Source organism: Candidatus Diapherotrites archaeon (assembly GCA_040755695.1).
Taxonomy (GTDB): Archaea; Iainarchaeota; Iainarchaeia; order Iainarchaeales; family 1-14-0-10-31-34; genus JBFMAK01.
In genome coordinates, this window is sequence record JBFMAK010000001.1 from 426972 (window position 1) to 450675 (window position 23704).

Below are 23704 nucleotides of genomic sequence, written 5' to 3' on the forward strand. Positions count from 1 at the left end.
CATTCGAGCAGTTTAAAAGCAATACTGGCAGGAAATTATTTAATGGAAACCAAAATAAAAAATTTGCTGCTGTTAAGCCCGGCTTTCATTGCCCTTCTCCTTATTTCTTTTTCTTTCAGTCCAATCCTTAATCTCGTGTACGGCATTATAAGGGACTTGTACGGGGGCATTTCCTTGGGCAAAACAATTTTAATATTCCTCTTTTTTATGGTAAACCCAATTATTAGCATTGCATTCATAAAGTCAGGATTGAGCAGGAAAATTCAAAGAAAAGACAAGATTTTCTTGTGCGTTTTCATCTTGATTGCAGTCATAGGCTTCTGGGCAGGCCTCCAAATGTTCAATGACTTCTCAGTCCAATTCAAGTCAAAAGGCCCTTTCGCCACAATACTGCCTAATCCAGTTGTAAACTGGGAGGCCTCAAGGCTTACCCACAACCATTTCCCTAAAATTTCAATTTACTACCTTGAAAATATTACAGGAATAAATTTAGGCAATAAATTTGATGACGGAAAACCATGGTATGAGCTCTTCCCGAACGCAGATGCCTGGGCAGCATTTTTTTCTGCAGTGCTTGCACTGCTCTTAATTTTTGGAACCCTGCACTTGAATTCCAGGGCGCATAAAATCAAGGCCTTTGATTACCTTTTGTTTCTGGCTGCAGAAATAGGATTCATAATTCACATAATAGACGGGGGCATTGCCTCAGGGCTTGATACAATTACAGCCTTCTTTTTCCTGCTCTACATTTCAAGGACTGCAATCAAATTCAAGGACAAGAGAATTGAATTCATTTTCCCCCTTCTTTCACTCTCCTTCCTTATTTACCCCGCAATTCTTTTCGGTTTTGAGCTGGAGGCTAACGTAATTGCAACCCCAGTAATTTTAAGCCTGGGCCTCCTTTACTATTTCTTTAAGTCCATCAAGGCAGGCATACTGGAATTCAAGTGGTTTAATGCACTGCTTTTCCTGCTTTTACTGCTGTCCTTGTATTTAACCCAAATAAATGTAATAAACTTCGGTTACGGCAGGAGCGTATCAGACCTTTCCAAGGAACAGCTGCCTTCAAGCGCTGCAGAAGGAGGAGGCCTTTATGTTTACGGCCTTCCAAGGGAAATGACATTGCAGGAATTTAATTCAGCAATAAAAAATTACGGTGAAATAATTGAATCAGACAAGGTTGGCTGGGTTGCTTATGCAAGAATAAAGCCTTTCAGGCCTTTCAGGACAGGAGAACTGCAAGATTACTTCAACAAAAAATTCCCTTCGGAAACCTACCTGTACGTTGAAGAAAACATTCCCTTAAACCAGGTTAATTCTTTTACGATTTACTGGTTTGAAGACGTTAATTCACAAAAATTTTTAGGCAACCAGTTCCTGGGCATAAGCGTTGAAAGCATTAAAGACAACCTTAAAGACAAGACAACAGACATAATAATAAAAGCAAAAACAGACCAGACATGGCAGATGCTCTCCATCCTCACAGAAATAAGAGAGAAAGGCTTTAACGGCAAAATCCTCCTAGCAAAAAAATCTTAGAAAAAAATAGTTGGGCCCGGCGAGAATCGAACTCGCTGCCTACACCGTGTGAAGGTGTCGTCATACCAATAGACCACGGGCCCCTTCAAGGTAAAATAATTTAAATAAGAAAAATTATTATTATGTTAAGATTGAATCAAAGGATTGAAATGCACAAAACAAAATATTACACAATAAAACCCAAAAATTTTTTCAGAGAAGCAGAAAAAAGAATCTTGAGATTAGAAAAAAGGTATACCTCAAGATCAAGACCGCTTGACATTGAAAAAGCTTGGATGAACCCAAAGATTGGGCAAAGAATTTACGCACATTTTGAGAGAAGATTTTTTGCTGGAGTGCCAGAAAGGAAACTTTTGATTGGATTGCTGGGCAATTATGCTTCAGCACGAATAGAAAACAAGAGAAAAATAATAAAAAACTGCATAATAAAACTGTCCGAAACAAAAAGAATTCCTTTAGGAAAGGCAGCAGGGGAATTAATAAGATTATTTAACTTAATTGAAAAAAAACGCCACGAATATGATTCCTTTCACAAAAACTTAGAGGTAAAAGGAACAAAACCATTAATTGAACCTTCGCTTGGAGATTCTTACGCTCACTGGTCTTTCGGGTTATTTGCAAGAAACGGATTAATTTTAATAGAACTTAAAAAAGAATTGGCTAGAATAAAATTCAACGAAGAATTCAGTCGTCGCCGATCATCTTCTTGAAGTCAGGCAGCCTTGCTGTTATTACAACTTCCCCTGAGGCTATGCCTGAAAGCAGGGTGCCATTGATTGTCTCATTGCCTCCGCCGAAGAGGAGCACGTGAAAGTCGCCAGTGAATTCCTCTTCTTTTCTCACAAACTTTCCTGAAGCGCCATTCAATGAATACTCTCTCTCAATGTGCTTGCCCCTGTACTCTGAGCCAAGAAAATAGTTTATCTCAAAGTCTTTTATTTTCCCCTGAGCTCCAATTAATAGGGCGTAATTCACCTTGTTCTCCCCCAAGGCCTTTCCTGAGGCCTGAGACTATTTCCTCTCCGTCCTCGAAAATTAATTTCAGTTGATTGATTTTCTCCCTCATCGTTTATTGCCCCCCTTAAATTAATAATAAAAGCAAAACAAAAATAAATATTGCGAAAAAAGCTCTATCAAAGCATGGACAAGATTAGTGAAACAGAGGCAATTATCAGGCCGCCTGAAATGATCCAACACATTATATTCATTTTTGTTCCGTTAACATAAGGTCCCATCAATTTCTTGTTGTTGATGAGATAGAGCATTAAAATCAATACAATTGGAAGCAGGATTCCGTTCAATACCTGAGACCAGTACATTATTGAAATCAAGGGAATGTTTGGAATTAATATCAACCCAGCTCCAACCAAAATCATTGCAGTGAACAAGGAATAGAATTGTGGGGCCTCCCTGATTTTCTTGTTCACCCCTGACTCAAAGCCGAAGCCCTCGCAAACATAATAAGCTGTGGCCAAAGGAAGGATTGCAGCAGCAAAAACTGAGGCAGCAAGAAGGCCTAAAGCAAACAGGGAAGAAGCATAATTGCCTGCAAGAGGCCCTAAAGCCTTTGCTGCATTCTCTGCTGAATCAATCCTTATTCCATGAGGATGCAGTACAGTTGCAGTCGTCACAATAATGAAAAGCATTATAATGACAGTAACAATTGAACCCAAAATTACGTCCATTCTAGAGAAATGCAATTCCTCTGGCTTAATGCCTTTCTCTGCGATTGAGGCCTGAAGATAGAACTGCATCCAAGGCGCAATAGTTGCCCCAATCAATCCTACAATAATCATCAAATAAGAGGAATCAATTTGAATTGATGGGTTTACTACAGCCTTTCCAACTTCAAGCCAGTCAGGCTGAATCATCAGCCCTGCAATAATATAAGCAAAATAGAATAATACAGCAAAAAGAAATGCCTTCTCAACATTCTTGTATGTTCCCCTTACAATCAAAAGCCAGACAAATAATGCCCCCAAAGGAACCGCAATAAATTTTGTTATTCCAAACAATTCCGAGGCAGCAGCAATCCCAGCGAATTCAGCTACAGTATTAGTAAGATTAGTGAAAAACAATGCTGCCATAACAAAAAAAGTTATTCTTAAGCCGAAGTTCTCCCTTATCAAATCAGCAAGGCCTTTCCCTGTGACAATGCCCATCCTTGCATTCATTTCCTGGACCACAACAAGAATTACCGCAATAGGAATCATTGTCCACAACAAGGAGTAACCGAAATGCGCTCCGGCAATGCTGTAAGTCGCAATGCCCCCAGCATCATTGTCCACAGCGCTTGTAATAATTCCAGGGCCCAAAACACCAAAAAAAATCAGCAATTGAATTTTAAACTTCCTAATTTTTTCAAGCAATCTGCTCTCCCCCTCTCTTTGCCTGCTTAATCCTTCTCCTAATCTTTTGCTTCCTAAACTTGTGCGGAATCATTTTATTGAATACGTCATCTATTGTAATTACCCCGGCAAGTTTTCCTTCAGCATCAGTTACAGGCAGGGAAAGCAGCCTGTACTTGCTGAAAATCTTTGCAACTTCTTCAAATTTTGAATTAGTGTGAACGCTGATAATTTTGTCGTTCATCAATTCAAATGCCTTCCTTGAAGGCTTTGCAATGACAAGATTCCTTAAAGGCAGAACGCCAAGCAATTTCTCCCTTTCATCCACAACATAAATATGGGAGAACTCCTGGGGCTCACGGACAGTCCTCCTGACGTGGTCTAACACCTCTTTTACACTAAAATTCTTGGGCACAACAACAAAATTGAAGGTCATAATTTTTCCTGCAGACTTTCTGGGCATTTCAAGCATTTTCCTTATTTCCCTTTGTGAGCCCTCATCAAGCATGCCGAGAATTTCATTCCCTTTCTCCCTTGAAACAAAGCCGAAGAACTGGACTATTTCATCAGCCTCCATTTCCTGCACAATCTTTGCAATATTATGAGGCTTCATTTCATGGACAACAGATTTCAACACCTCAGGCTTTGACTCTGCAAGAGTGTCTGCTGCAATGCTTTCATCCAGAGAATTAAAAACCAAAGCCCTTTCCCTGTGGGACAGTTCAGTAAGAAAATCAGCGATGTCTGCAGGATGGCTCTTTGAAATCTTCGCCCTAGAAATATTCAATTGAAGGTTCTGTGAAGGAGTAACATTCAAAGGCTGGACATTGCCCCAAGGCAGAATTTTTTCACTCATCCTGTAAGTTAAAGGCAAAAACAGTTTCTCCAAACCAAGGCGCCTCAAGATCGCCCTGTTGCCTATGTCAACGCTTGAAACGCAAAGCTTCCCCCCGACCTTGGAAAGGATTACATCATTCACCCTCACAACCTTTAAGCCGTCAACATCAATTAATTGCTTGTCCAAAAGAATCTCAGAAACCAGAAGGTCTGAGTCATTCAGAGCCTCAAAGTCTATTTCATTCAATGGCTTGTTCAAATAAATGCAGTACTCTATTGATTCAATGAATCTCCAGTTAACCTTCATTTTTTTGCCGTTTGTCTTTACAGCAAGCGCAATCACCTCAGCCAATTCCTGCCCGTCAGCAATAACCAGGTCATTTAATACTCCAAGCTTTTTTTCATTGCAGTCAAAAACAGTCTTTCCCTGCAGGTGACTGAAATAAATCGCTTTAGGCATTCCCATCACAAAAAACAAAAAACTTGAACCAAAAAAATAAGGTGGAAGAATTATTTAATGCTTTCCCTCTGCCCCTTTCTCTTTTTAAAAAAAAGAGAAAGTGGTAAGTTGCCCCAAAGAGAAAAAGAAAGGTTTAAATTTAAAGCAAAACACATATATCATAAATTAAAAATGGATAAAAGGTTTTCTTATAAACATAGAAAAAAAGGAAATGTTGTAAGGCCCATAATCCCGATTAAAGTTGCCGGAAAGGGATTTAGGCCGGAATGGCTTATAGGGCAAGGGAGAATTGATTTAGGGAGGAGAAAATGGAAAAACCAAAGAATTAGGCTTGGACTTAAGAGAAGGAGCTTCGACCCCAAAGAAAGAATTATTATAAGTAGGGGTAGAAGAATAACCACGACAAGAAGGCTCCTCGGGCACATGGAAAGAATCGAAAGAATTCAGGCTGAAATAGCAGAAGCAAACAGAAAACATTTTTTTGAAAAGTTTGACCTCACAGTGGATGACTTGAAAACGAGAAAAAATAAAATTCCTAATTTTTCATTAAATGATGCAATTGAGGAATCAAAAAAATGCATAGGGCTTTCAGAGAAAGCCTTAATAGTTGCAAAAGCAAAAAACGACAAAATATTAAAGAGGGACGCCAAAATCAGGTTAAGGCAAGCAAAGAAAGCCCTCAAGCATGCCATGAAAATATTAAATCAGAGAAAAGGGCAGGCAAAGAAAGCGGGCTGATTTTCGTATACATTCATGCCCATCAAAAAGGTTTATAAACATTTATATCCATCAATAAATATACTGTTTTTATTTTAAACAAAAAAATTAATTGAGATAAAATTAAGGAGGTATAAATTATGGCTCAGGCAGACCAGATGGCGCAACAGCCGGTAATCTTCTTAACAGAAGGAACAAAGAGGACAAGAGGCAGGGACGCGCAAAGAATAAACATTCTAATTGCAAAGGCAGTAGCCAATGCAGTTAAATCCACTTTAGGCCCAAAAGGAATGGACAAAATGATTGTGGACGAATTAGGTGATGTCACAATCTCCAATGACGGGGCAACTATATTGGATGAAATGAGCATCGACCATCCAGTAGGAAAAATGCTTGTTGAGGTAGCAAAAACACAAGACAACGAAGTAGGAGACGGAACAACTACTGTGGTGGTAATAGCAGGAGGCTTACTGCAGAAGGCAGAAAGAATGCTTGATGATGACATCCACCCAAGCATTATAATTAATGGATACAGGATGGCAGCAAAGAAAGCAAAAGAATTATTCGAACAAGTTGCTGACCCTGTAACGTTCAAAGACTTTAAGACTTTGAAGGATATTGCAATGACTTCAATGACAGGCAAGGCAGCAGAAGCCTGCGCTGAATTGGCTGATTTAGTCATAGATGCAATAAAGACTGTTGCAACAGAAGAGAACGGCAAGACAGTTATAGACAGGGACTCAATAAAACTAGAGAAAAAAGAAGGCGGAAGCTTGGCTGAATCACAATTAATTAAAGGACTAGTAATAGATAAGGAGGTTGTCTCTGAATCAATGCCACAAAAAACAGAGAACGCAAAAATTGCATTAATTGACGCAGCATTAGAAATAAAAGAAACAGAGACAGAGGCAAAAATTCAGATTACCTCCCCAGACCAATTGCAGGCATTCCTAGACCAAGAGGAAGGAATGCTGAAAGGAATGGTAGAAAAAATAAAGAAGTCAGGCGCAAATGTTGTGTTATGCCAGAAAGGAATAGATGACTTGGCACAGCATTTCCTTGCAAAAGAAGGCATTCTTGCAGCAAGAAGAGTGAAGAAATCTGACATGGACTTATTGGCTAAAGCAACAGGCGGAAAGGTTATCTCAAGAATTGACGACATAAGCAAAGCAGACCTAGGCTTTGCTGAAAGGGTTGTAAGCAAAAAGATTGCAACAGAAGACATGCTCTTCATTGAAGGATGCAAGAACCCCAAAGCAGTCACAATATTCATCAGGGGAGGCTCAGAGCATGTAATAGACGAAGCAGAAAGGGCAGTAAATGACGCATTAGGATCAGTAATTGCCTCAATAAAGAACGGAAAAGTTGTTTCAGGAGGAGGCTCTTCAGACATTGACGTTGCAATAAAGCTCAGAGAATACAGCAAGACAATTGGAGGCAGAGAGCAGTTGGCAATAGAAGCATTCGCTGACACTTTAGAGATAATCCCAAGAACTTTAGCTGAAACAGCAGGAATGGACCCAATTGATACATTAGTGAGTTTGAGGGCAGCCCACGCAAAAAAGGACGGCAAATACATTGGAGTTAACGTCTACAAGGCGCAGTTGACCAACATGAAGGAAGGCAAAGTAATAGAGCCTTTGAGCGTGAAAACACAGGCAATAACCTCAGCCTCAGAGGTAACAGAAATGATCCTGAGAATAGACGACATAATTGCAGGCCAAAGCAAAGGCCCTTCAATGCCACCAGGCGGAGGAATGCCGCCAGGCATGGGCGGAATGGGCGGAGAAGAATACTAAAATTCTTCTCTTCTTTTTTTATTTTTTTTATTAGACCCTGCACGTCTTGCATTTCTTTCTTACTCTTTTTCTGGCGATTTGCATTGCAATGTCTCTGGGTTTCTTTCCCTCTTTCTTTGAGTGCTTTAGGATGATGGAGACATTCTTTTTTATCTTTTTTTCAACCATTCTGAACATTTTATGTTCATTTCCGTCAACGAATTCAGCGTAAGAGCTTATTACGCCCCCGGCATTAGCAATAATGTCAGGCACTACAAGCACATTCCTTTCATGCAATACCTGTTCTGTTTCAGGTGCAATAGGAATGTTTGAGCCTTCAACAATCAGTTTGACTTTTACAGCATCCACATTATTGAAGTTTATTACATTAGGCACTGCAGCAGTAATTATGACGTCAACAGGCAGCTCAAATAATTCGTAATTGTACAGTTTTTTTGTTGTTGGGCCGGAATAATGCACTACAGAGCATTTCTCTTTTACTGCATTCATTAATCCTTCAAATGAAAGCCCTTGAGGGTTATAAACGCAACCTTCAATGTCTGACACTGCAACAATTCTTGCCCCATGCTCTGAAAGAAATTTTGCAGTAAAAGAGCCTACATTACCGAATCCTTCGACTGCAATCCTTGCATTCCTTAAATTCAATCCAATGGATTTTGCTGCAACTACTGTTGCATGAAAGACTCCAAATCCTGTACTTCCCAATTCGTGCGGCAGCCCTCCAAGCTTTCTTGATTTTCCTGTTGCTGCCTTCATTGAACCAATTGTTTTTGCAATTAAGTCCATTTCTTTTTCGCCAGTATTCATGTCAGGTGCAGGAACATATTTTTGGGGAACAAATTCCCTTATTGCTTGGGCAAAAGCCTTGGTGAATTCGCTTTTTTTTTCGCAGGACATTTTCCTCGGGTCTGCCTTTATCCCGGCTTTTGCTCCGCCAAAAGGAAGGTCTGCCAAAGCGCACTTCCAGGTCATTGTCCTTGCGAGCTTAAATACTTCCTCCAAGGAAACATCTGGCGTCATCCTTATCCCGCCTTTTCCTGGCCCCAAGGCAGTATTGTCTATTACAATGAAGCCGTGCATTCCGAGTTTTGGGTGGTATACTTCAATGACCTTTTCAGGGCCGAATTCATCAAACTCAATCATTTTTTTTTACCTCTTTGAGAGAAAATCAAAAGCGCTTAAGGCTGCCTTGCAGCCTTCTGCTGCAGCAATAATTATTTGTTTTCTTCTGACACTGGTTACATCGCCTGCAGCGAAGATTCCTTCAATATTAGTCCTTCCCTCTGAGTCCACAATTATTTCCTTGAATTCGTTCTTCTTCAATTCAGTTCCTTGAACTTCAATGTCAGAATTTGGCTCTGATCCTATTTCAATGAATGCCCCTTGAACTGCAATCCTTTTCTCTGAGTTTTTTATTTTGACCTTTATTCCTTCAAGGAAATCTTTGCCTAAAAATTCTGTTGTCTTGGCTTCATACAGTATTTCAACATTTTTTTCTTTCCTTAATTTTTCAATTAATACCTGTTCTCCCTGCAATTCCTTGTTTATTGTTATAATAAAGATTTTTTTTGCAATGTTAAGCAATTGCATTGTTGCATGCAAGGCTCCATTGCCGCCCCCAATTACTGCAACAGCCTTGCCTGAAAACAAGGGGGCATCACAGGTAGCACAATAAGTGACACCTTTGTGAATGAATTTTTCTTCTCCAGGAACATTCAATTTTCTCGGAGTCCTACCTGAAGCAATTATTATAATCTTTCCTTCATGGGAGCCTGAATTGGTTGAAATTACAAAGTTTTTTTGCTTTCTTTCAATTTTGCTTGCTGTTTCGCCCAGCTTTATTTCCACTCCCCTGTTATGTACTTGGTCGAAGAATTTCTGCAGTAACTCAATTCCAAATACTGCCTCATAGCCCAAATAGTTTTCAATCATGTAGCTTTTGCCCATCTGTCCTCCCATCTCTGAAGCCAGAATCAATGTCTTCAAGTTCTGCCTTGAAGAATAAAGGCCTGCGTTAAGGCCTGCAGGCCCAGAACCAATAATTATAATGTCATAAATCATAAAATTCACTTTAATTAAGCCAAAAAATGCTTTTCCTAAAGGCAAATACCTATTAATTTACGTAATGTTTTTAAACACTTTTAAAGCCAATTAATATAACAAAAATGATTAATTATACATAATTTCGTTTTATTTTTGTCAATTGAAGAGGAGGAATAAAATGGACAACATCAAACTTCTTTCAATAACATTGATAGTAGCAAGCCTAATTCTAGCAGGAACAATGCTTTACGTTGGAAACAACCTGAACACAAAGCTCACAGGACTTGCAGCACTTTCAGCCCAGCCTCAAAACACAGACCAAACACAGCCACAACAGCAACAGCCTACACAAGTGCAGCCAACCCAGCCAACGCAAAACAATAACGGGAAAATCACATTAAAGAACTCCAACCCGCCAACAACAGGCCAGGCAAACGCTAAAGTCACAATAATTGAGTTCTCTGATTTTCAGTGCCCTTACTGCGCAAGATTCGTGACAGACACTTATCCTCAAATCAAACAGCAGTACATTGACACAGGGAAGGCGAAGTTAATATTCATGCAGTTTCCTTTGAGCTTCCACCAGTATGCCCAAAAGGCAGCAGAGGCAGCATACTGCGCTTTCGAGCAAGGAAAATTCTGGGAATACCATGACAAATTGTTTGCAAACCAGTCAAATCTTGATGTTACCTCGCTGAAGAAATATGCTACAGACCTAAAGCTTGACACAGCAAAATTCAATTCATGCCTTGACACCTCAAAGTATGCCAGCCAAGTGCAGTCAGACCTAACAGAAGGAACTTCTTTAGGGGTGAATGGAACGCCCGCCTTCTTCGTGAACGGCAAGCTCATAAGCGGGGCACAGCCTTTCTCAGTCTTCCAGCAGGCAATAGACGCAGCACTAGCAAGCTGAATTTTTCCTTCTAATTCTTTTTTTTCTTTTATTTTTTGATTTTTCCTCTATTTTTCCAACCAAAAAATTAATAATACAATGCACTGCATTAAATTTGTTTTGAAGGTGCAATCAAATGAAAGAAGAATTGAATGAATTCAAGTACAAGCTGAATAAAGCCAAAGGCCTGCCTGAAGTGTTTGATTTAGTGAAGGAAAGCGTTGAAAAATTCCTTGGAAAAAGCAGGACAGGCTTAATGTTAGGATTGAGTGAAATGCCTGCAGACAGATTCCAGCTTCTAGGGGGCTTTTTTGTTTCAGGCACAAACCTTATTGTATTAAACAAGGCTCCATTGAATAAAATAAAGGAATCAAAGCCTGAATTATTCAACCCTTACTGCTATCACCTTTTGCTTCACGAGTACTTGCATTCATTAGGCTTTGAGGGCGAGGAAATAGTTAGAAGGCTGTGCTATGAGATTTCAAGCAAAAGCTTTGGCGAAGGCCATTTAGCAACCCAGCTCTCAAAAGACTGGAGCAAATTCTTCCCCAACCTAATTTACACTCACAACATCAGAGCAAACGCAGGCGAAATCGAATTAGTGGAAGGATTCGACGCAAACAGCATAAATTATGTCACTTGAATTTTCTCGATTTATGTTCTCTTTTGAATTCCTTGGCTTTAACTGAACAGAACATTTTGTCAATAAGCTCTTTACTGTTTTTGTTTTTAATTGAATCCATAAAATTGCCCTTACAATAAAAGCCATTTCCACAAAGGCGTAAATTTAATTTTTTTTCCTTTTATTTTTTCTTCTGCTTCATAGTCTTTGGTTATGCACAGAAGATTATTGCATTTCAATTCTTTACTTGCTTTAATTAAAGTTCTAATTTCTCTTTTTTTAACGTCGGTATCTCCAAGATCGTAACAAACCTGAATTAACTGTTTAATTTTTATATTTTCTTTAACCACAAAATCTATTTCTTCATGCAGGTCGTTTTTCCAATAATAAATTTCCAACAACGGGTTTTTGGCTTTCTTTCTCATAAGTTCAATTGCAACCTGATTTTCATAAAGCCTCCCGTAATCTTTTGAAAACCTTAAAGAAATATTTGTTATGAAAGAATTATCTGCAAAATAAACTTTTTTGGGATACCTCATTTGTTCTTTAATTTTATAAGAAAATATGGGAAGAAAAAAACAGAAATAGCTTTCTTCAGCATATTTTGTATAATTAATTATTGTTCCCTTCCCTGCTTTTCTTCCTTGTGAACGCAGTACGTTTACTGTTTTGTTTATTGAAAACTCTTTCGTGTTAAGCAAAAACCTCAAAAAATCGTGAAGGAGGTAAGGTTTCTTAATCCCGTGCCTTTCTGCTATGTCCCTACTTATAATGGTTTTAAAATATTCTTGAACTAATTTTTTCTTATTCAAAGTTGATTCTTCTAAAATAACTTCGGGAAATCCACCGCCTTCTAGGTATTCTGCCAATAAATTTTTTAAGATGCTTAATTTTCTTTCATTGTACTCAAAATTTTTCTCAAATTCTGTTCCTTTGAATCTAATGAATTCTTGAAAGCTGGCGGGGTGTATTTCATAGGTAAGCGCCCTTCCCCTCAGTTCTGTCGGAATTTCCCAGCTTGATAATTTTGAGCTTGAACCAGAAACAAAAAAAGCAATATTCCTGTAAGTGTCATATACTCTTCTCAGCCACCTGCCCCACTCAGGCATTATTTGTATTTCATCTAAAAAAAGAAAATATTTTTTGTTGCCATTGCCATAAAGCTTAATTAAAGTTGGAATCAAATCTGTGAGATTTTCTTTTATTTTCTCTATTCTTTCATCTTCAAAATTAATATAGAATATTCTTTCTTTCGAAATTTCTTTTGAAAGCTGCTTTATTAACTGGAACATTATGTAAGTTTTGCCTGCCCGCCTAATTCCCGTAAAGGTTATTATTTTCCTTATTTTCTTTGGCAGTATTTTTAGGTCTATGTTCCTTTCTTTTAATTTGGGTACCCAAATATCTTGCCACTCTTTAAATAAAAACTCCATATAATACTATTAACTGACCGTATTTATATGCTTTTCGGTCAGTTTATGGTTAAAGTCATCAAACAAAGTATTATGAAAATTGTTCTATTTTAATAGAACATTTTACACCAAAATGTTTCGTTTAAGTAGAACATTTTTTTTACCCAAGCAAAGTTTTTTATATTAGAAAACACTATACTTAGACATGGGAATAAAATTAATAATATTTGTGTTGGTAGTGCTTGTGGTAATAACATTAGGTATATTCATCTATTATAATGATATAACTGCTGGTTTGTTTATAACAAAATTATGTGGTGAGAAAGGCTATTCAACAGTTGACAAATGTACTGATAAAGATGGCAAAGTTTATTATGAATTTTGGAATACTTATAACCAAACTGCAAAACATCAATATTATGGCCCACAAGGAAATCTTGTTTTAGATTGCAGCAAAGATGTTAGTATGTATAAAAAAACTGATCCTGAAGTTGTATAATAAATGCAACAAGTTTAGATTAGATGCAGAATTAAATTGTGACATTAATCCATTATGTGTAAATTTTAACAAGTAATTTAAGAAAATTCCACTCTGAATTCTTTTCCTTTCCTTATTTCTTTGGCGTTGCAGACTGCTTTGATGTCTTCCAGCGCAGGCTTTAATTCTTCAAGGAGTTTTTCCTCCACTGAAAGGATTACTTCTGCCTTCATTGACTTCTGGTTTCTGGCTTTCTCCTGCCTTACCTTTCCTATGAGTTCAACTGCTTTCTCTCCTAAAGAAAAATTTTTTTCATCCAAAAATTCTTTTCTGAATTCAGGGAAAGAAGATAAGTGAATGCTTTTTTTGCCCTCTTTTTTCGCGTAATACATTTGGTAGATTTCCTCTGAAATGAAAGGCATGAAAGGCGCAAAGCATTTCAGGACTGAAAGAAGGGCTTCATTCAAGGCATACTGCGCTGAAATCTTTCCTTCCTTCCCTTTTTTCCCTGAATTGTAAAGCCTGTCCTTTATTATTTCAAGGTAATAGTCGCAAAAGGAATGCCAGAAGAAGTTCTCAAGGATTGCCTTTGCTTTGCCGTATTCATAGGCATCAAAGTGTTCTGTGATTTCTTTCACAACCAAATTGAGGTTATGTATAAGCCATGCATCTATTGCCTCAAGCTTTTTTGGCTTTTCTCCCTTGTAATCTGAAAGATTCTGCAAGGAGAATTTTGAGGCATTCCATAGTTTTGTCACAAACTTTTGGCCTGTTGCAACATCCTTTTCCATGAATGGAGCGTCCTGGCCTAAATTGATGGATGAAGCCCAGAACCTTAATGCGTCAGCAGAATATTTTTCAATTATCTCTGTTGGTGTAATGGCATTGCCTTTGCTTTTGCTCATCTTTTTTCCTTTTGGGTCTAGGCACCAGCCCGAAATCATTATGTCTTTCCAAGGCACTTTTCCTGTGTGCAATAAGCTTTTCACTATTGTATTGAACGCCCAGAAGGTAATGATGTCGTGTGCCTGAGGCCTTAAGGTATTAGGAAACAGTTTCTTGAACTTCTTCTCGTCTCTCTGCCATTCCGAAATAATTAATGGAGTAAGGGAGGATGTAGCCCATGTGTCCAGGACATCTTTTTCTGGTTCGAATTTTGTGCCATTGCATTTAGGGCAGGGCTTTTTAGGCTTATCAATAAGAGGGTCTACTGGAAGGCTTTTTTTGTCTGCCAGAATTATTTCATTGCATTTCTTGCAGTACCATACTGGGAAGGGCACTCCATAGTATCTCTGCCTTGAAATGCACCAGTCCCACTGCAGGCCTTTAATCCAGTTGTCATACCTGTGCTTCATGTGCTCTGGAAACCATCTTATTTTCTTTCCTGCTTCAAGGAATTCCTGCTTCAAATCCAAGTATTTTATGAACCACTGCTTTGACACAAGGAATTCTATTTCTGTTCCGCACCTGTCGTGGACATTAACTGTGTGGCTTATGCTTTTCTGTTCTTTTAGCAGGCCTTCTTTTTTTAATTCCTGGAGTATTGCTTCTCTTGCTTCGTTTAATTTCTTTCCTGCAAATCTTCCTGCTTTTTCGTTCAGTTTTCCGTCAGGGTTAATTACAATTTTTAATGGGAGGCCGTACGCCTTCCACCATTCAATGTCCACTGTGTCCCCGAAAGTGCAGCACATAACAATCCCTGAGCCTTTCTTCGGGTCTACCCTTTGGTCTGCAATAATTGGAACTAAGTAATTGAATAATGGCACCAAAGCTTTTTTTCCAATAAGTTTCTTTGTTTTCGGCTCATCAGGGTGCACTAATACTGCAACGCATGCTGAAAGAAGTTCAGGCCTTGTGGTTGAAATAATTATTTTTTCTTTTGTTCCTTCAATTCCAAACAAAACATCATTGAATTTAGAGCTTAATTCCTTGTCCTCCAATTCCACTTGGGATATTGCTGTCCTGCACTCAGGGCACCATAAGGTTACTGCCTCCTTCCTGTATTCTCTTCCTTTCTCGTACAATTCAATGAATGAATGCTGGCTCAGCCTCTGCACTTCAGGGCTTATTGTGGAATAGAACTGGCTCCAGTCGCATGAAATCCCAATTGAATTCCACGTCTTCCTGAATTCTTTTTCTGCTTTTGCTGTTTCCTCCAAGCATAATTTCACGAAATCTTTTCTGGGCATTTCTGTTGCCTTTATCTTCCTTTCCCTTTCAACGAATTTTTCTGTTGGAAGGCCGTTATCATCAAATCCGAACGGATAGAATACATTGAAGCCTTTCATTCTCTTGTATCTTGCAATGAATTCGGCTTGCGCGTAAGAGAAGGCATGGCCTACATGAATCAATCCTGATACAGTAGGAGGGGGGGTGTCAATTACATATAATGGCTTTTCTGAATTCAAGTCAAACTTGAAGATTTGCTCTTTCTCCCAGTATTGAGCCCACTTCTTTTCTGATTCCTTGGGATTATAATTCGCTTGCATGCCCATAAGCATTTTTTTCCTTTAATTAATTAACTGATTAATTAATCTTCCTTGAGAAGCTTTTTTTTATTATGCTTTTTTCCTGCCTTTTTACAGCAGGTATTAAAATAAATTTGAGTTAATTTCTTTTATAGTTATGAAAAAGAAATTTTTTATTGCATTGATTTTATTGTGCTTTCTCTTCTCTTCTGCCCTTGTTTCAGCCAAATCCTATTACCTTCCCAAGACTGAAGTGTACATGAAGATTAATCCTGATGCATTGATTAACGTTGAAGAAAAGATTAGCTTTAATTTTTTGGGTGACTTCTCTTTCGCTTACAGGGACATACCAAAAGGGCAGGGCAGTTGAGCAATATCCAGGTGCTTGAAGGCTCTCAGCCACTAAAATTTGAGTTAATTGACTTTGGCAGCAACACAAGAATTAAATGGTATTACACTGCTTCAGACGAGCAAAAGATTTTCACTTTAAAATACAATTTAAGCAAGGCTGTTACAGCTTACTCTGATGTAGCTGAATTGAACTGGAAGGTGTGGGGCGATAACTGGGCTGTCCCATTGAATGAATTGTACGGCTGGATTGAGCTTCCTTCCGATGTAAATAATCCAAAGGATGTTTACACCTGGGGGCATCCTGCAGTGAACGGGAGGATTGGCTTGATTGAAGGAAACAAGATCCTGTTCCAGACATTCAATGTTCCTGCAAACCAGTGGGTTGAAATCAGGGTTGCATTTCCCGTTTCCCTGCTTTCCTCCACAGAGAACGCAATTGCCCGCAATAGAGCCGGACTGCAGGGGATAATTGAAGAGGAGAAGAATTATCAGGCTGCTTCAAAATTAAATTTGATTCCTAAAGACTTTGAATTGCTTTTAGTGCTTTTCTTGTCGATTCAAATGGCCTTTTTCGGTTTTGTCTGGCATTACTTCGGCAGGGAACCAAAAATTGAATATGAAGCATATTATGAAAGGGAAGTGCCTTACGATTACAGCCCTGCAGTAGTAAGCGTTTTAATGCACCCATTAACAAAGACGCCTCAATTGAACCAGATAGTTGGGGAGATATTAAATTTATGCTTGAAAGGGAAATTAAGGCTTGAACAAATAAAAAAGTCAGGTTTCCTTGATAAGGGAGAATACAAAATTCATATAATTAATTCTTCAGCAGAAAACCTGCCTGAAAGCGAAAGGCTTCTCCTCAATTTGATTTTAGATGCAGCAAAAGGAAGATTTGAAGGATTAATCCTAAAAAAATTCAAGGAAGACAAAACGCCAAAGGAATTGCTTTTATCAGAGCTTGAAAGCTATTTAAGGAACAAGCCTTCCAGAGCCCAATCTTTTGCAGAAGACTGGAAGAAAAGCGTAAAAGAAGAAGCTGAAAAACTTGGTTTCTTTTCAAAAAAGAACGGAATAATTCATTACATTGCTGGCTCAATAATTATATTAATAATTTCCTTTATTGTTTCTCCTGTAATAACAATTGCAGTATTAATTGGTGCAGTGCTTCTCCAGTTAATTTTTCCTGAATCTCTCCCCAACAGGACAAAAGAAGGTGCATTGCATTACGCTAAATGGATGAACTTGAAGAAGTTCTTGGAGGACTTCAGCAAACTCAAAGAAATGCCTCCGACTGCGCTGCCTTTATGGGAGAAGTATTTGGTTTACTCAATTCCTTTAGGGGTGGCAAAAAAGGTGCAGGACGCAATGGATTACGTGTTCAAGGATTACAGAGGCGCATATAATTCCTCAATCTTTGTTGGTTCATATACGGCCTTCTCTGTCTCAGGCTTTGGCTCTGCTGTTTCAGGCTTCTCTTCTGCTTTTGCTTCTGCTGCAACCGCTGGGAGCGGAGGCTTTGGCGGCGGAGGCGGCGGAGGAGGGGGAGGCGGCGGAGGCGGAGCAGGCTGAAGCTTAAAATACTTTACTGCACTTTAAAATTATTGTCAAGGTGAAAGATTGTGAGAAAACTTGCTTTTGGTGGAGGGCACAGAGAAGGGAAAAGAGGCGGAGTGAAAAGAAGAAGGCCAAGGCGTTCAAGCAATGGTTTTTATATTCCTGAATTGCCACACCAATCAGTCCAAATTGGAAAATATAAATATGGAATTACTCATATCGGAAGACGACTTACAGTAATGCGCTATTATAAAGGCGGAAAAGAAACAGTTCATGATAAAGAGCTTATCAAAAAAGTGTTAATTGCTCTAAAAATATTAAAGAAAAGAAAATGAATTAATTTTTAGGTGAAAAAAATGCATAGGGGTATTTCGTTTGGAGGAACCCGTCACACAATAACAAGAAGAGGCAAGCGAACAGTAGCATTTAAGAGAGGGGAATTTTCTATTTCGCCTTCAAAGTCTATATCAAATACTATTACATTAGCCGATAAAAAATATTATGTTTTAGATTTTAAGGGACGGCCGCCAATAGTAATGTGCCGTAATGGAGTAAAAAAAGAAAAGGTAAATGACCCTAAACTCAAAAAGAAAATAATTCATTTATTAAAAGAAAAAAGACTAAAGAGAAGACTAAGCAAAAATAGGTGAAAAAAATGTGTGCCACTCATAAAGGAAAGACGGTGTCCTTAAGAGGAAAGCACGGGATAAAAGGAAGAAATAATAAAATTGCAAGGCTTCCCTTAGGTTTAAGAGGAAAAGGTACGCTCCCAAAAAATGTTTTTGCTATATGCGAACTAAAATGCTGGAGGAGCGGCTTGGGCAAGGGGCAGCACAGAAACATAATGTACTGAAACAAAGAAAAAAAGAGGGCGGAAACCTTAAGAAGCCCAATCCTGATTAAAATGTTCAAAGAAGCAGAACAAAAAAGAAAAGAAGAAAAGAAAGAGAGGAGAAAATAATTATTTCTTTAACTCAAAAAAGAATTCTTTTTCCAGTATTTTGTTCATTGCGCCTTTTCCTTGGGTGATTTTTGTGTTGGTTTCTGCTTCGATTTCTTTCTTGTGCTTTTTAATGAATTTCTTGTCATTGCAGTTAAACTTCATTTCAATTAATTCGTTTGGATTGAATTTCAGCTCTTTTCTCTTGTCTTGGATTCTTCTAACAAGTTCAGCTAGCTCCCATTCTTCTTTGAGCTCTTTATCTGCTTCAAGGTTTAAATGCAATGAAATTTTTTCGTTGAATTCCTTGCTCGCATAATTTCCTTTTGGTTTCTGTTTTGAAATAACTGCTTTCTTTACATTCACTGAGCTTGCAAGAATGCCTAATGTTTCTTTTAATGCTTCTTCCTTTGATTCTATAATCAATTCCTTTAAAGGCCACCTAAGCCTTAGCTTCTGCTCTTCCCTCATTGCAAGAACGCTTTGGGCCAATTCTTTTGTTAATTCAAATTCTTTTTCTAATTCTTTGTTGATTAATTCTTCTTTTACTTCAGGGAATTCAAATAAATGAATGGATTCAGGCAATCCCTTTTCTTTCAGGTTCTGGTACAAGTATTCTGTAATGTGGGGGGTAATTGGCGCCAAGACTTTAAGGAAGTTCACCATGACATAATTCATTGTGTTGCTGACTGCCTTCTCTTTTGCTCTGTCCCTTATCAGTTTGATGTAAGTCCTGCTGAAGTCTTCAACCAAAAACTCGTTAATTAATGCTGCTGCCTTGGTGTAATAATACTTGTTGAATGCTTCTATTGCTTCTCTTGCAGTTGAATTGAATTTTGATACAATCCATTTGTCTTCTGTCCTCAATTCCTTTAATTCAATTTTATTTGAATTCAGGGCATCAGTTTTCAAGTAAAGTTTAATGAAATTAAAGGAATTCCATAATGTGTTGAAGAACCTGTTGATGTCGTTGAATGAATTCCAGTCAAAGGCAATGTCTTCGCCTTTTGAAACAGAACAAAAGTAGAACCTCATGTAGTCCCTGTTATACTTTTCAATTACTTCTTTTGGCTGGATGGTATTGCCTGTGCTCTTGCTCATCTTCTTTTTCTCTAATCCTAAAACCATTCCGTGAACCGCAATTGCCTTGAATGGAACTTTATCAAAGCATATTGTGGAGGTAATTATCTGTGAATTCCACCATCCCCTCACCTGCTCTGTTGCCTCAATGTTCAAGTCAGCAGGCCAAAATCTTTCAAACAAGTCTTTTCTTTTAGGGTAATTTAATGCGCCCCAGCTTGAGACGCCTGCATCAAACCAGACATCCATTACTTCAGGCACCCTCTTCATTTTGCCTTTCCTGCACTTAGGGCAATCAAACACAATTTCATCTATTTCAGGCTTATGCAAATCCAAGCCCTTCTTTAATTTTGCATATCTTCCAAGCTCTTCCACTGAACCAAAAACAATTCTTTCACTGCATTTATCGCAGACCCAGATAGGCAATGGAGTGCCCCAATATCTTGCCCTGCTTATAGGCCAGTCCCCTATTCCTTCAAGCCAGTTCTTCATCCTGTCCTTCATCCAGAAAGGAACCCAATTCACTTTCTCGTTCAATTCAATAAGCCTTGCCTGAATTCCTGAAATCCTGAAAAACCATTGAGGCACAGAAATCATAAGCAATGGGGTCTTGCATCTCCAGCACAAAGGATAATCGTGGGTGAAAGGATGCCTGAAAACAAGGGCATTCATTTTCTCTAAGTCCTCAATTATCTCTTTGTCTACAATCCTTGCCTTCTTTCCTGCATACTTTCCTGTTTCCTCTGTAAGCTCTCCATTCAATCTCACTGGCGATATTGCAGGAAGCCCTTTTTCTTTTCCCACTTCAAAGTCTTCCCTTCCATGGCCTGGAGCGCAGTGCACTAAGCCAGTGCCTGACTCTAAGTCAACATATCTCTCTGAAAGCACAATCCTGTAAGCATTCTTTAATTTCCCTAACTTCAAATTCTTTTCCAATGGATTGAAATACTCCATTCCCTCAAGCTCTTTTCCTTTGAATTCTTTTATCACCCTGTAACCGTAGCCTATTGTTTCCATTATTTTGGGCATTAATTCTTTTGCTAGAACCCATTTCTCTCCATTGCTTAATTCAACCTCACTGTACTCGAATTCAGGGTGAACCATTATTCCTGTATTCCCTGGGAGCGTCCAAGGAGTAGTAGTCCAAATAATGAAAAACAAATTCTTTTCTTTTCTTGCAGGAAACTTCACGTAAATGCTTTCATCTGAAAGTTTGGTGTACTCAATTTCATTATAGCTTACTGCTGTCTCGCAGCGAGGGCATACATGAACAGAATACTTATCCAAGTAAAGAAGACCTTTCTCTTCTGCTTTCTTGAAAGTCCACCATATTGCCTCAATGTAATCATTTGAAAGCGTAATGTAAGGCTGCTTCCAGTCCATCCATACCCCCAAGTCTTCAAACTCCCTGTTCTGCGCGTCAATAAACCTTGTGGCGTAATCCCTGCATTTTTCAATGAACTTCTTTATTCCATAAACTTCAATGTCTTTCTTGTTTTTTACTCCAATCTCTTTTTCCACCTGGAATTCAATTGGAGTTCCGTGCGTGTCATAGCCTGGCCTGTCAAAGACATTAAAGCCCTGCATCCTCTTTACCCTGATTGAAACATCCTTTAAAATTTTGTTCAATGCAGTTCCCATGTGGATGTGTCCAGTAGCATAAGGGGGCCCGTCCATGAAATAATAATTCTTGGAGGAAGAAGCATTCTTCGCCCTAACCTTTTCAGGCACTCTCTGCTTCTTCCAGAGCTCTTTTACTTCCTCTTCTTTCTTCAAAGAATAAGGCTCAATCATTCCGCTCATTTTGCCCGCACTTCACTTAATGTATTTTTTTGAGTAATTTTCAGTGAAAATCTTTGCTGTATTGTCATCGAACACTTTTATTACCTCATAGCTTCCTTTTGTTTCACTTGAATTTGTAACGAAATCCTTTACTTTTATTACGCCTGCAATATTCCAGTCCCTGTCAGCCAAAAGCATTGGAACGTCTATTGGGTAAATTCTGCTCCCGCTCTTCTGAAACCTTAATGTCTTTCCTGCAACAAAATCCTTCCTGTCCAATTCATCCTTTAACTTCAACACGAAATTGAATTCAACCATTGCACCCATTCAAATTACCTCCTTTTTTTTAATAATGGGCCCAGGGAGATTCGAACTCCCGACACTTGGTGTATAAGACCAATGCTCTGACCAGGCTGAGCTATGAGCCCACAACAACCGCCACTGCCGTTGACGTCAGTATACTACCTTCGCATTCGCTCGGTAGTATTTGCTTCGCATTAAAATTATAATTTGAAGTATTAATGAATTCGCGGAAAACCTTTTTATTATTATTCAATTTGCCAGAATCAGATGCATTTTCATTGCTGCAGTATTTGTAAATCCCTTCTCATTGTCTCACCTGTTCAGTGATGAAGTCTCCTCAGCATGTTTAATCTTCTTCTTTCTCCAAGGCTGATTTTATTTTGCCTTTCAAGTTCTTCCAGCCTTTTAATTTCGTTCAGATTGACTTTTTTTGAGCCCCATTCTCTTGTTCTTCTTTTGGTTACTGTTGCTATAAACCGTCTCATATCATTCAATAATTTTTTGCTGCAGTGATTTTTTAATTATTGCGGCCTTACAGCTAACTAAAAGAAAAATAAAAAAAGAATCAGTTCAAAAAAAAATTTTTATGTTTTTTTTATTTATTCTTCGTCTTCGCTGTAAGATTCGTCTTCGCCGCTTGACTCTTCGTCTGAGTATTCCTCTGATTCCTCTCTTGGTTCGTATCTCTTTCTTTCGAATCCGCCTCTGTTACCCCTATTGTATGAGCCTCTGCCCCCGCCATAGCCTCCTCTGCCGTAACCGCCTCTGCCTCTATTTTCAAATCTTCTGGGCCTTGACTGGAATTCCTTTTCTGAGAGATTGTTTTCTGTGTTCACTTCGCTTAATGCTGTCTCTGATTCCTTTATTTCGCCGTATCTGCCTATGTTCATTCTCAGGGAATTCTTGAATAGGGAAGTATAGCCGTTTGCTATAGTGTAGGTTTTGTCTATTTCAATTTTGTCTATGAGGTCGTCCCATAAAGTCAGCAGTATTGCCCCTGAGTCGTCTGCTACCAGAGCCTCTGTGACCTTATGGCTTGTGTTGTCAAGCTTTGAGGTAACCTCTCTTACCTCGTTCTTTGAGATAACCTTTGCGGTTAACTCCACCCTTTTCTGGAAGGGTCTCAGTTCAGAAATTTTGTTCATGTGAAAAATCCTCCGTGAATCATTTCATTTTTTTTAGTGGAAGTGAAATAAAGTTAATTCTTCTTTCAAGAGAAAAGAATCAGTGCTAATTTCACTCCATTTTATAGAAATAATTGGATGAAAAAGAGTTTAAAAAACCATATGAAGGCAATGCATGAAATGCATATAATAGAATAAAAGAAAAAGAAGAAAAAAAGGTTTTTTTCAACCTTTTTAACTGAAGTCTTTCTTCATGTCATTGGCAAAGGACTTGATGTCTTTCTTGAAAGCCAAGGCAAACGTTATTCCAAAGATTACTGCTAATACTACTGCAAAGACCGTGAAAGCAATCTTGAATGCTTCAATCAATATCTGGACATTCTCTACCCCTATTACAAGGCTTAATGCAAGAACAACTGAAACGTACATTATGATTATTTCTATTGCCAGGCCAAGATAGTTCTTGTAGGTGTAAGATGTCTTGTCAACCTGGTTCCTGCAGTATCTTGCCACAATGAAACCCAATGCCATGAAAAGCCCTGCTGCCAGAATACTTGGAATATAGTACACCAAGTACGAGAAGAATGTGCTGAGCACTTGCACGTTAACTGCAATCACCGAAAGACCTCCTGCAAGGAACAATGCTATAGTGTACCATTTCACTATTGTTCCAACTATCGCAGAGAAAGGCACGCCGCCTAGCACTGGCATTAGATTGTGTTCGTGGAACCAGTCGTCAACCTTGAGAGCCACCAGAACCCTTACAACTATCTCTTTCAGTATTCTTCCAATAATCCATCCTATTATTAAGAGAATGATTATTGCAAGAATTCCTAGAACATAGAAGAAGAATGAATTTACTAATTCTGTTGCTGCCTGTATTATTGAATTCCCTAGTCCGTTTAAGGTCCCGTCCACCAAAACCATTTTGAGATCACCAATAATAAGTCTG

24 protein-coding genes, 2 tRNA genes and 1 pseudogene are annotated in these 23704 nt (G+C 38.6%); 12 read left to right on the forward strand and 15 right to left on the reverse strand.

The annotated features are described in order from the left end of the window. The first annotated feature begins 42 nt into the window (after positions 1-42). Positions 43-1539, forward strand: coding sequence for a hypothetical protein (locus AB1467_02500; protein MEW6295145.1), 1497 nt, complete (start codon positions 43-45; stop codon positions 1537-1539). A gap of 11 nt (positions 1540-1550) precedes the next feature. On the opposite strand, the gene AB1467_02505 is transcribed toward AB1467_02500, so the two are convergent. Next, a tRNA-Val gene (locus tag AB1467_02505) sits at positions 1551-1622 on the reverse strand. 48 nt (positions 1623-1670) lie between these two features. Here AB1467_02505 and AB1467_02510 point away from each other — a divergent pair. After that, on the forward strand, positions 1671-2249 hold the full coding sequence (locus AB1467_02510; protein ID MEW6295146.1) for a hypothetical protein: 579 nt from the start codon (positions 1671-1673) through the stop codon (positions 2247-2249). On the opposite strand, the gene AB1467_02515 is transcribed toward AB1467_02510, so the two are convergent. The 3 genes from AB1467_02515 to AB1467_02525 all read right to left on the reverse strand — a co-directional run bounded on the left by AB1467_02515 (position 2224) and on the right by AB1467_02525 (position 5184). Next, positions 2224-2514, reverse strand: coding sequence for a hypothetical protein (locus AB1467_02515; GenBank protein ID MEW6295147.1), 291 nt, complete (start codon positions 2512-2514; stop codon positions 2224-2226). The genes AB1467_02510 and AB1467_02515 overlap by 26 nt on opposite strands. 158 nt (positions 2515-2672) lie before the next feature. After that, positions 2673-3908 carry an Nramp family divalent metal transporter gene (locus AB1467_02520; protein MEW6295148.1) on the reverse strand — a complete coding sequence of 412 codons (1236 nt, stop codon included), beginning with the start codon at positions 3906-3908 and terminating at the stop codon, positions 2673-2675. Further along, positions 3901-5184: a CBS domain-containing protein gene (locus AB1467_02525; protein ID MEW6295149.1), complete on the reverse strand. Its 1284-nt coding sequence runs from the start codon at positions 5182-5184 to the stop codon at positions 3901-3903. The genes AB1467_02520 and AB1467_02525 overlap by 8 nt, the downstream gene beginning before the upstream one ends. A 171-nt stretch (positions 5185-5355) precedes the next feature. Here AB1467_02525 and AB1467_02530 point away from each other — a divergent pair, with 171 nt between their 5' ends. Both AB1467_02530 and thsB read left to right on the forward strand, forming a co-directional pair. Then, positions 5356-5922: a hypothetical protein gene (locus tag AB1467_02530; GenBank protein ID MEW6295150.1), complete on the forward strand. Its 567-nt coding sequence runs from the start codon at positions 5356-5358 to the stop codon at positions 5920-5922. A 119-nt stretch (positions 5923-6041) separates the two neighbouring features. Continuing rightward, positions 6042-7700, forward strand: coding sequence for a thermosome subunit beta (gene thsB / locus AB1467_02535; protein MEW6295151.1), 1659 nt, complete (start codon positions 6042-6044; stop codon positions 7698-7700). Between the two features lie 30 nt (positions 7701-7730). Here the strand turns inward: thsB and AB1467_02540 are convergent, their stop codons facing one another. Continuing rightward, positions 7731-8843, reverse strand: coding sequence for a Glu/Leu/Phe/Val dehydrogenase (locus AB1467_02540; protein ID MEW6295152.1), 1113 nt, complete (start codon positions 8841-8843; stop codon positions 7731-7733). Positions 8844-8849: 6 nt separating this feature from the next. Continuing rightward, positions 8850-9761 (reverse strand): FAD-dependent oxidoreductase, encoded by a 912-nt coding sequence (locus AB1467_02545; protein ID MEW6295153.1) that lies wholly within the window; start codon positions 9759-9761, stop codon positions 8850-8852. 160 nt (positions 9762-9921) lie between these two features. Between AB1467_02545 and AB1467_02550 the strand changes: the two genes are divergently transcribed. After that, a complete protein-coding gene (locus AB1467_02550) occupies positions 9922-10656 on the forward strand; it encodes a DsbA family protein (GenBank protein ID MEW6295154.1) in 735 nt (244 codons plus the stop codon). 115 nt (positions 10657-10771) lie between these two features. Next, positions 10772-11278, forward strand: a complete 507-nt coding sequence (locus tag AB1467_02555) for a hypothetical protein (protein MEW6295155.1) — start codon at positions 10772-10774, stop codon at positions 11276-11278. A gap of 110 nt (positions 11279-11388) precedes the next feature. Here AB1467_02555 and AB1467_02560 read toward each other — a convergent pair whose 3' ends face one another. Continuing rightward, a complete protein-coding gene (locus AB1467_02560; GenBank protein ID MEW6295156.1) occupies positions 11389-12126 on the reverse strand; it encodes a DUF4143 domain-containing protein in 738 nt (245 codons plus the stop codon). Between the two features lie 87 nt (positions 12127-12213). Continuing rightward, positions 12214-12690, reverse strand: a pseudogene (locus AB1467_02565) (AAA family ATPase). 184 nt (positions 12691-12874) lie between these two features. Here AB1467_02565 and AB1467_02570 point away from each other — a divergent pair. Beyond that, positions 12875-13168, forward strand: a complete 294-nt coding sequence (locus AB1467_02570; protein MEW6295157.1) for a hypothetical protein — start codon at positions 12875-12877, stop codon at positions 13166-13168. A gap of 77 nt (positions 13169-13245) precedes the next feature. Here the strand turns inward: AB1467_02570 and AB1467_02575 are convergent, their stop codons facing one another. Continuing rightward, positions 13246-15642, reverse strand: coding sequence for a valine--tRNA ligase (locus tag AB1467_02575; GenBank protein MEW6295158.1), 2397 nt, complete (start codon positions 15640-15642; stop codon positions 13246-13248). A 130-nt stretch (positions 15643-15772) separates the two neighbouring features. On the opposite strand from AB1467_02575, the gene AB1467_02580 reads away from it, so the two are divergent. The 5 genes from AB1467_02580 to AB1467_02600 are packed head-to-tail and all read left to right on the forward strand — an operon-like array spanning position 15773 to position 18376. After that, the gene (locus AB1467_02580) at positions 15773-15985 is read left to right on the forward strand and encodes a hypothetical protein (GenBank protein ID MEW6295159.1); all 213 of its coding nucleotides are present in this window, start codon (positions 15773-15775) and stop codon (positions 15983-15985) included. After that, positions 15982-17538, forward strand: a complete 1557-nt coding sequence (locus AB1467_02585) for a DUF2207 domain-containing protein (GenBank protein MEW6295160.1) — start codon at positions 15982-15984, stop codon at positions 17536-17538. The genes AB1467_02580 and AB1467_02585 overlap by 4 nt, the downstream gene beginning before the upstream one ends. 50 nt (positions 17539-17588) lie before the next feature. Then, positions 17589-17858, forward strand: a complete 270-nt coding sequence (locus AB1467_02590) for a hypothetical protein (protein ID MEW6295161.1) — start codon at positions 17589-17591, stop codon at positions 17856-17858. Between the two features lie 12 nt (positions 17859-17870). Further along, positions 17871-18173 (forward strand): hypothetical protein, encoded by a 303-nt coding sequence (locus tag AB1467_02595; GenBank protein MEW6295162.1) that lies wholly within the window; start codon positions 17871-17873, stop codon positions 18171-18173. Positions 18174-18178: 5 nt separating this feature from the next. Continuing rightward, positions 18179-18376, forward strand: a complete 198-nt coding sequence (locus AB1467_02600) for a hypothetical protein (GenBank protein MEW6295163.1) — start codon at positions 18179-18181, stop codon at positions 18374-18376. Positions 18377-18484: 108 nt separating this feature from the next. Here AB1467_02600 and ileS read toward each other — a convergent pair whose 3' ends face one another. The 6 genes from ileS to AB1467_02630 form a co-directional block, all read right to left on the reverse strand. Further along, entirely contained in the window at positions 18485-21346 is a 2862-nt protein-coding gene (gene ileS, locus AB1467_02605) for an isoleucine--tRNA ligase (protein MEW6295164.1), read from the reverse strand. Positions 21347-21358: 12 nt separating this feature from the next. Next, positions 21359-21652, reverse strand: coding sequence for a hypothetical protein (locus tag AB1467_02610; GenBank protein MEW6295165.1), 294 nt, complete (start codon positions 21650-21652; stop codon positions 21359-21361). Between the two features lie 26 nt (positions 21653-21678). Continuing rightward, positions 21679-21753, reverse strand: a tRNA-Ile gene (locus tag AB1467_02615). Positions 21754-21948: 195 nt separating this feature from the next. Further along, entirely contained in the window at positions 21949-22122 is a 174-nt protein-coding gene (locus AB1467_02620; protein ID MEW6295166.1) for a hypothetical protein, read from the reverse strand. A 105-nt stretch (positions 22123-22227) separates the two neighbouring features. Further along, a complete protein-coding gene (locus AB1467_02625) occupies positions 22228-22773 on the reverse strand; it encodes a hypothetical protein (GenBank protein MEW6295167.1) in 546 nt (181 codons plus the stop codon). A 213-nt stretch (positions 22774-22986) separates the two neighbouring features. After that, positions 22987-23679: a hypothetical protein gene (locus AB1467_02630; GenBank protein MEW6295168.1), complete on the reverse strand. Its 693-nt coding sequence runs from the start codon at positions 23677-23679 to the stop codon at positions 22987-22989. Positions 23680-23704: the final 25 nt, after the last annotated feature.

Bases quoted from the DNA above. Each gene is read 5' to 3' on its own strand.
- AB1467_02500 (MEW6295145.1), top strand. From the start codon at position 43: ATGGAAACCAAAATAAAAAATTTGCTGCTGTTAAGCCCGGCTTTCATT.
- AB1467_02525 (MEW6295149.1), bottom strand. From the start codon at position 5,184: ATGCCTAAAGCGATTTATTTCAGTCACCTGCAGGGAAAGACTGTTTTT.
- AB1467_02530 (MEW6295150.1), top strand. From the start codon at position 5,356: ATGGATAAAAGGTTTTCTTATAAACATAGAAAAAAAGGAAATGTTGTA.
- thsB (MEW6295151.1), top strand. From the start codon at position 6,042: ATGGCTCAGGCAGACCAGATGGCGCAACAGCCGGTAATCTTCTTAACA.
- AB1467_02540 (MEW6295152.1), bottom strand. From the start codon at position 8,843: ATGATTGAGTTTGATGAATTCGGCCCTGAAAAGGTCATTGAAGTATAC.
- AB1467_02545 (MEW6295153.1), bottom strand. From the start codon at position 9,761: ATGATTTATGACATTATAATTATTGGTTCTGGGCCTGCAGGCCTTAAC.
- AB1467_02550 (MEW6295154.1), top strand. From the start codon at position 9,922: ATGGACAACATCAAACTTCTTTCAATAACATTGATAGTAGCAAGCCTA.
- AB1467_02555 (MEW6295155.1), top strand. From the start codon at position 10,772: ATGAAAGAAGAATTGAATGAATTCAAGTACAAGCTGAATAAAGCCAAA.
- AB1467_02570 (MEW6295157.1), top strand. From the start codon at position 12,875: ATGGGAATAAAATTAATAATATTTGTGTTGGTAGTGCTTGTGGTAATA.
- AB1467_02575 (MEW6295158.1), bottom strand. From the start codon at position 15,642: ATGGGCATGCAAGCGAATTATAATCCCAAGGAATCAGAAAAGAAGTGG.
- AB1467_02580 (MEW6295159.1), top strand. From the start codon at position 15,773: ATGAAAAAGAAATTTTTTATTGCATTGATTTTATTGTGCTTTCTCTTC.
- AB1467_02600 (MEW6295163.1), top strand. From the start codon at position 18,179: ATGTGTGCCACTCATAAAGGAAAGACGGTGTCCTTAAGAGGAAAGCAC.
- ileS (MEW6295164.1), bottom strand. From the start codon at position 21,346: ATGAGCGGAATGATTGAGCCTTATTCTTTGAAGAAAGAAGAGGAAGTA.
- AB1467_02610 (MEW6295165.1), bottom strand. From the start codon at position 21,652: ATGGGTGCAATGGTTGAATTCAATTTCGTGTTGAAGTTAAAGGATGAA.
- AB1467_02625 (MEW6295167.1), bottom strand. From the start codon at position 22,773: ATGAACAAAATTTCTGAACTGAGACCCTTCCAGAAAAGGGTGGAGTTA.
- AB1467_02630 (MEW6295168.1), bottom strand. From the start codon at position 23,679: ATGGTTTTGGTGGACGGGACCTTAAACGGACTAGGGAATTCAATAATA.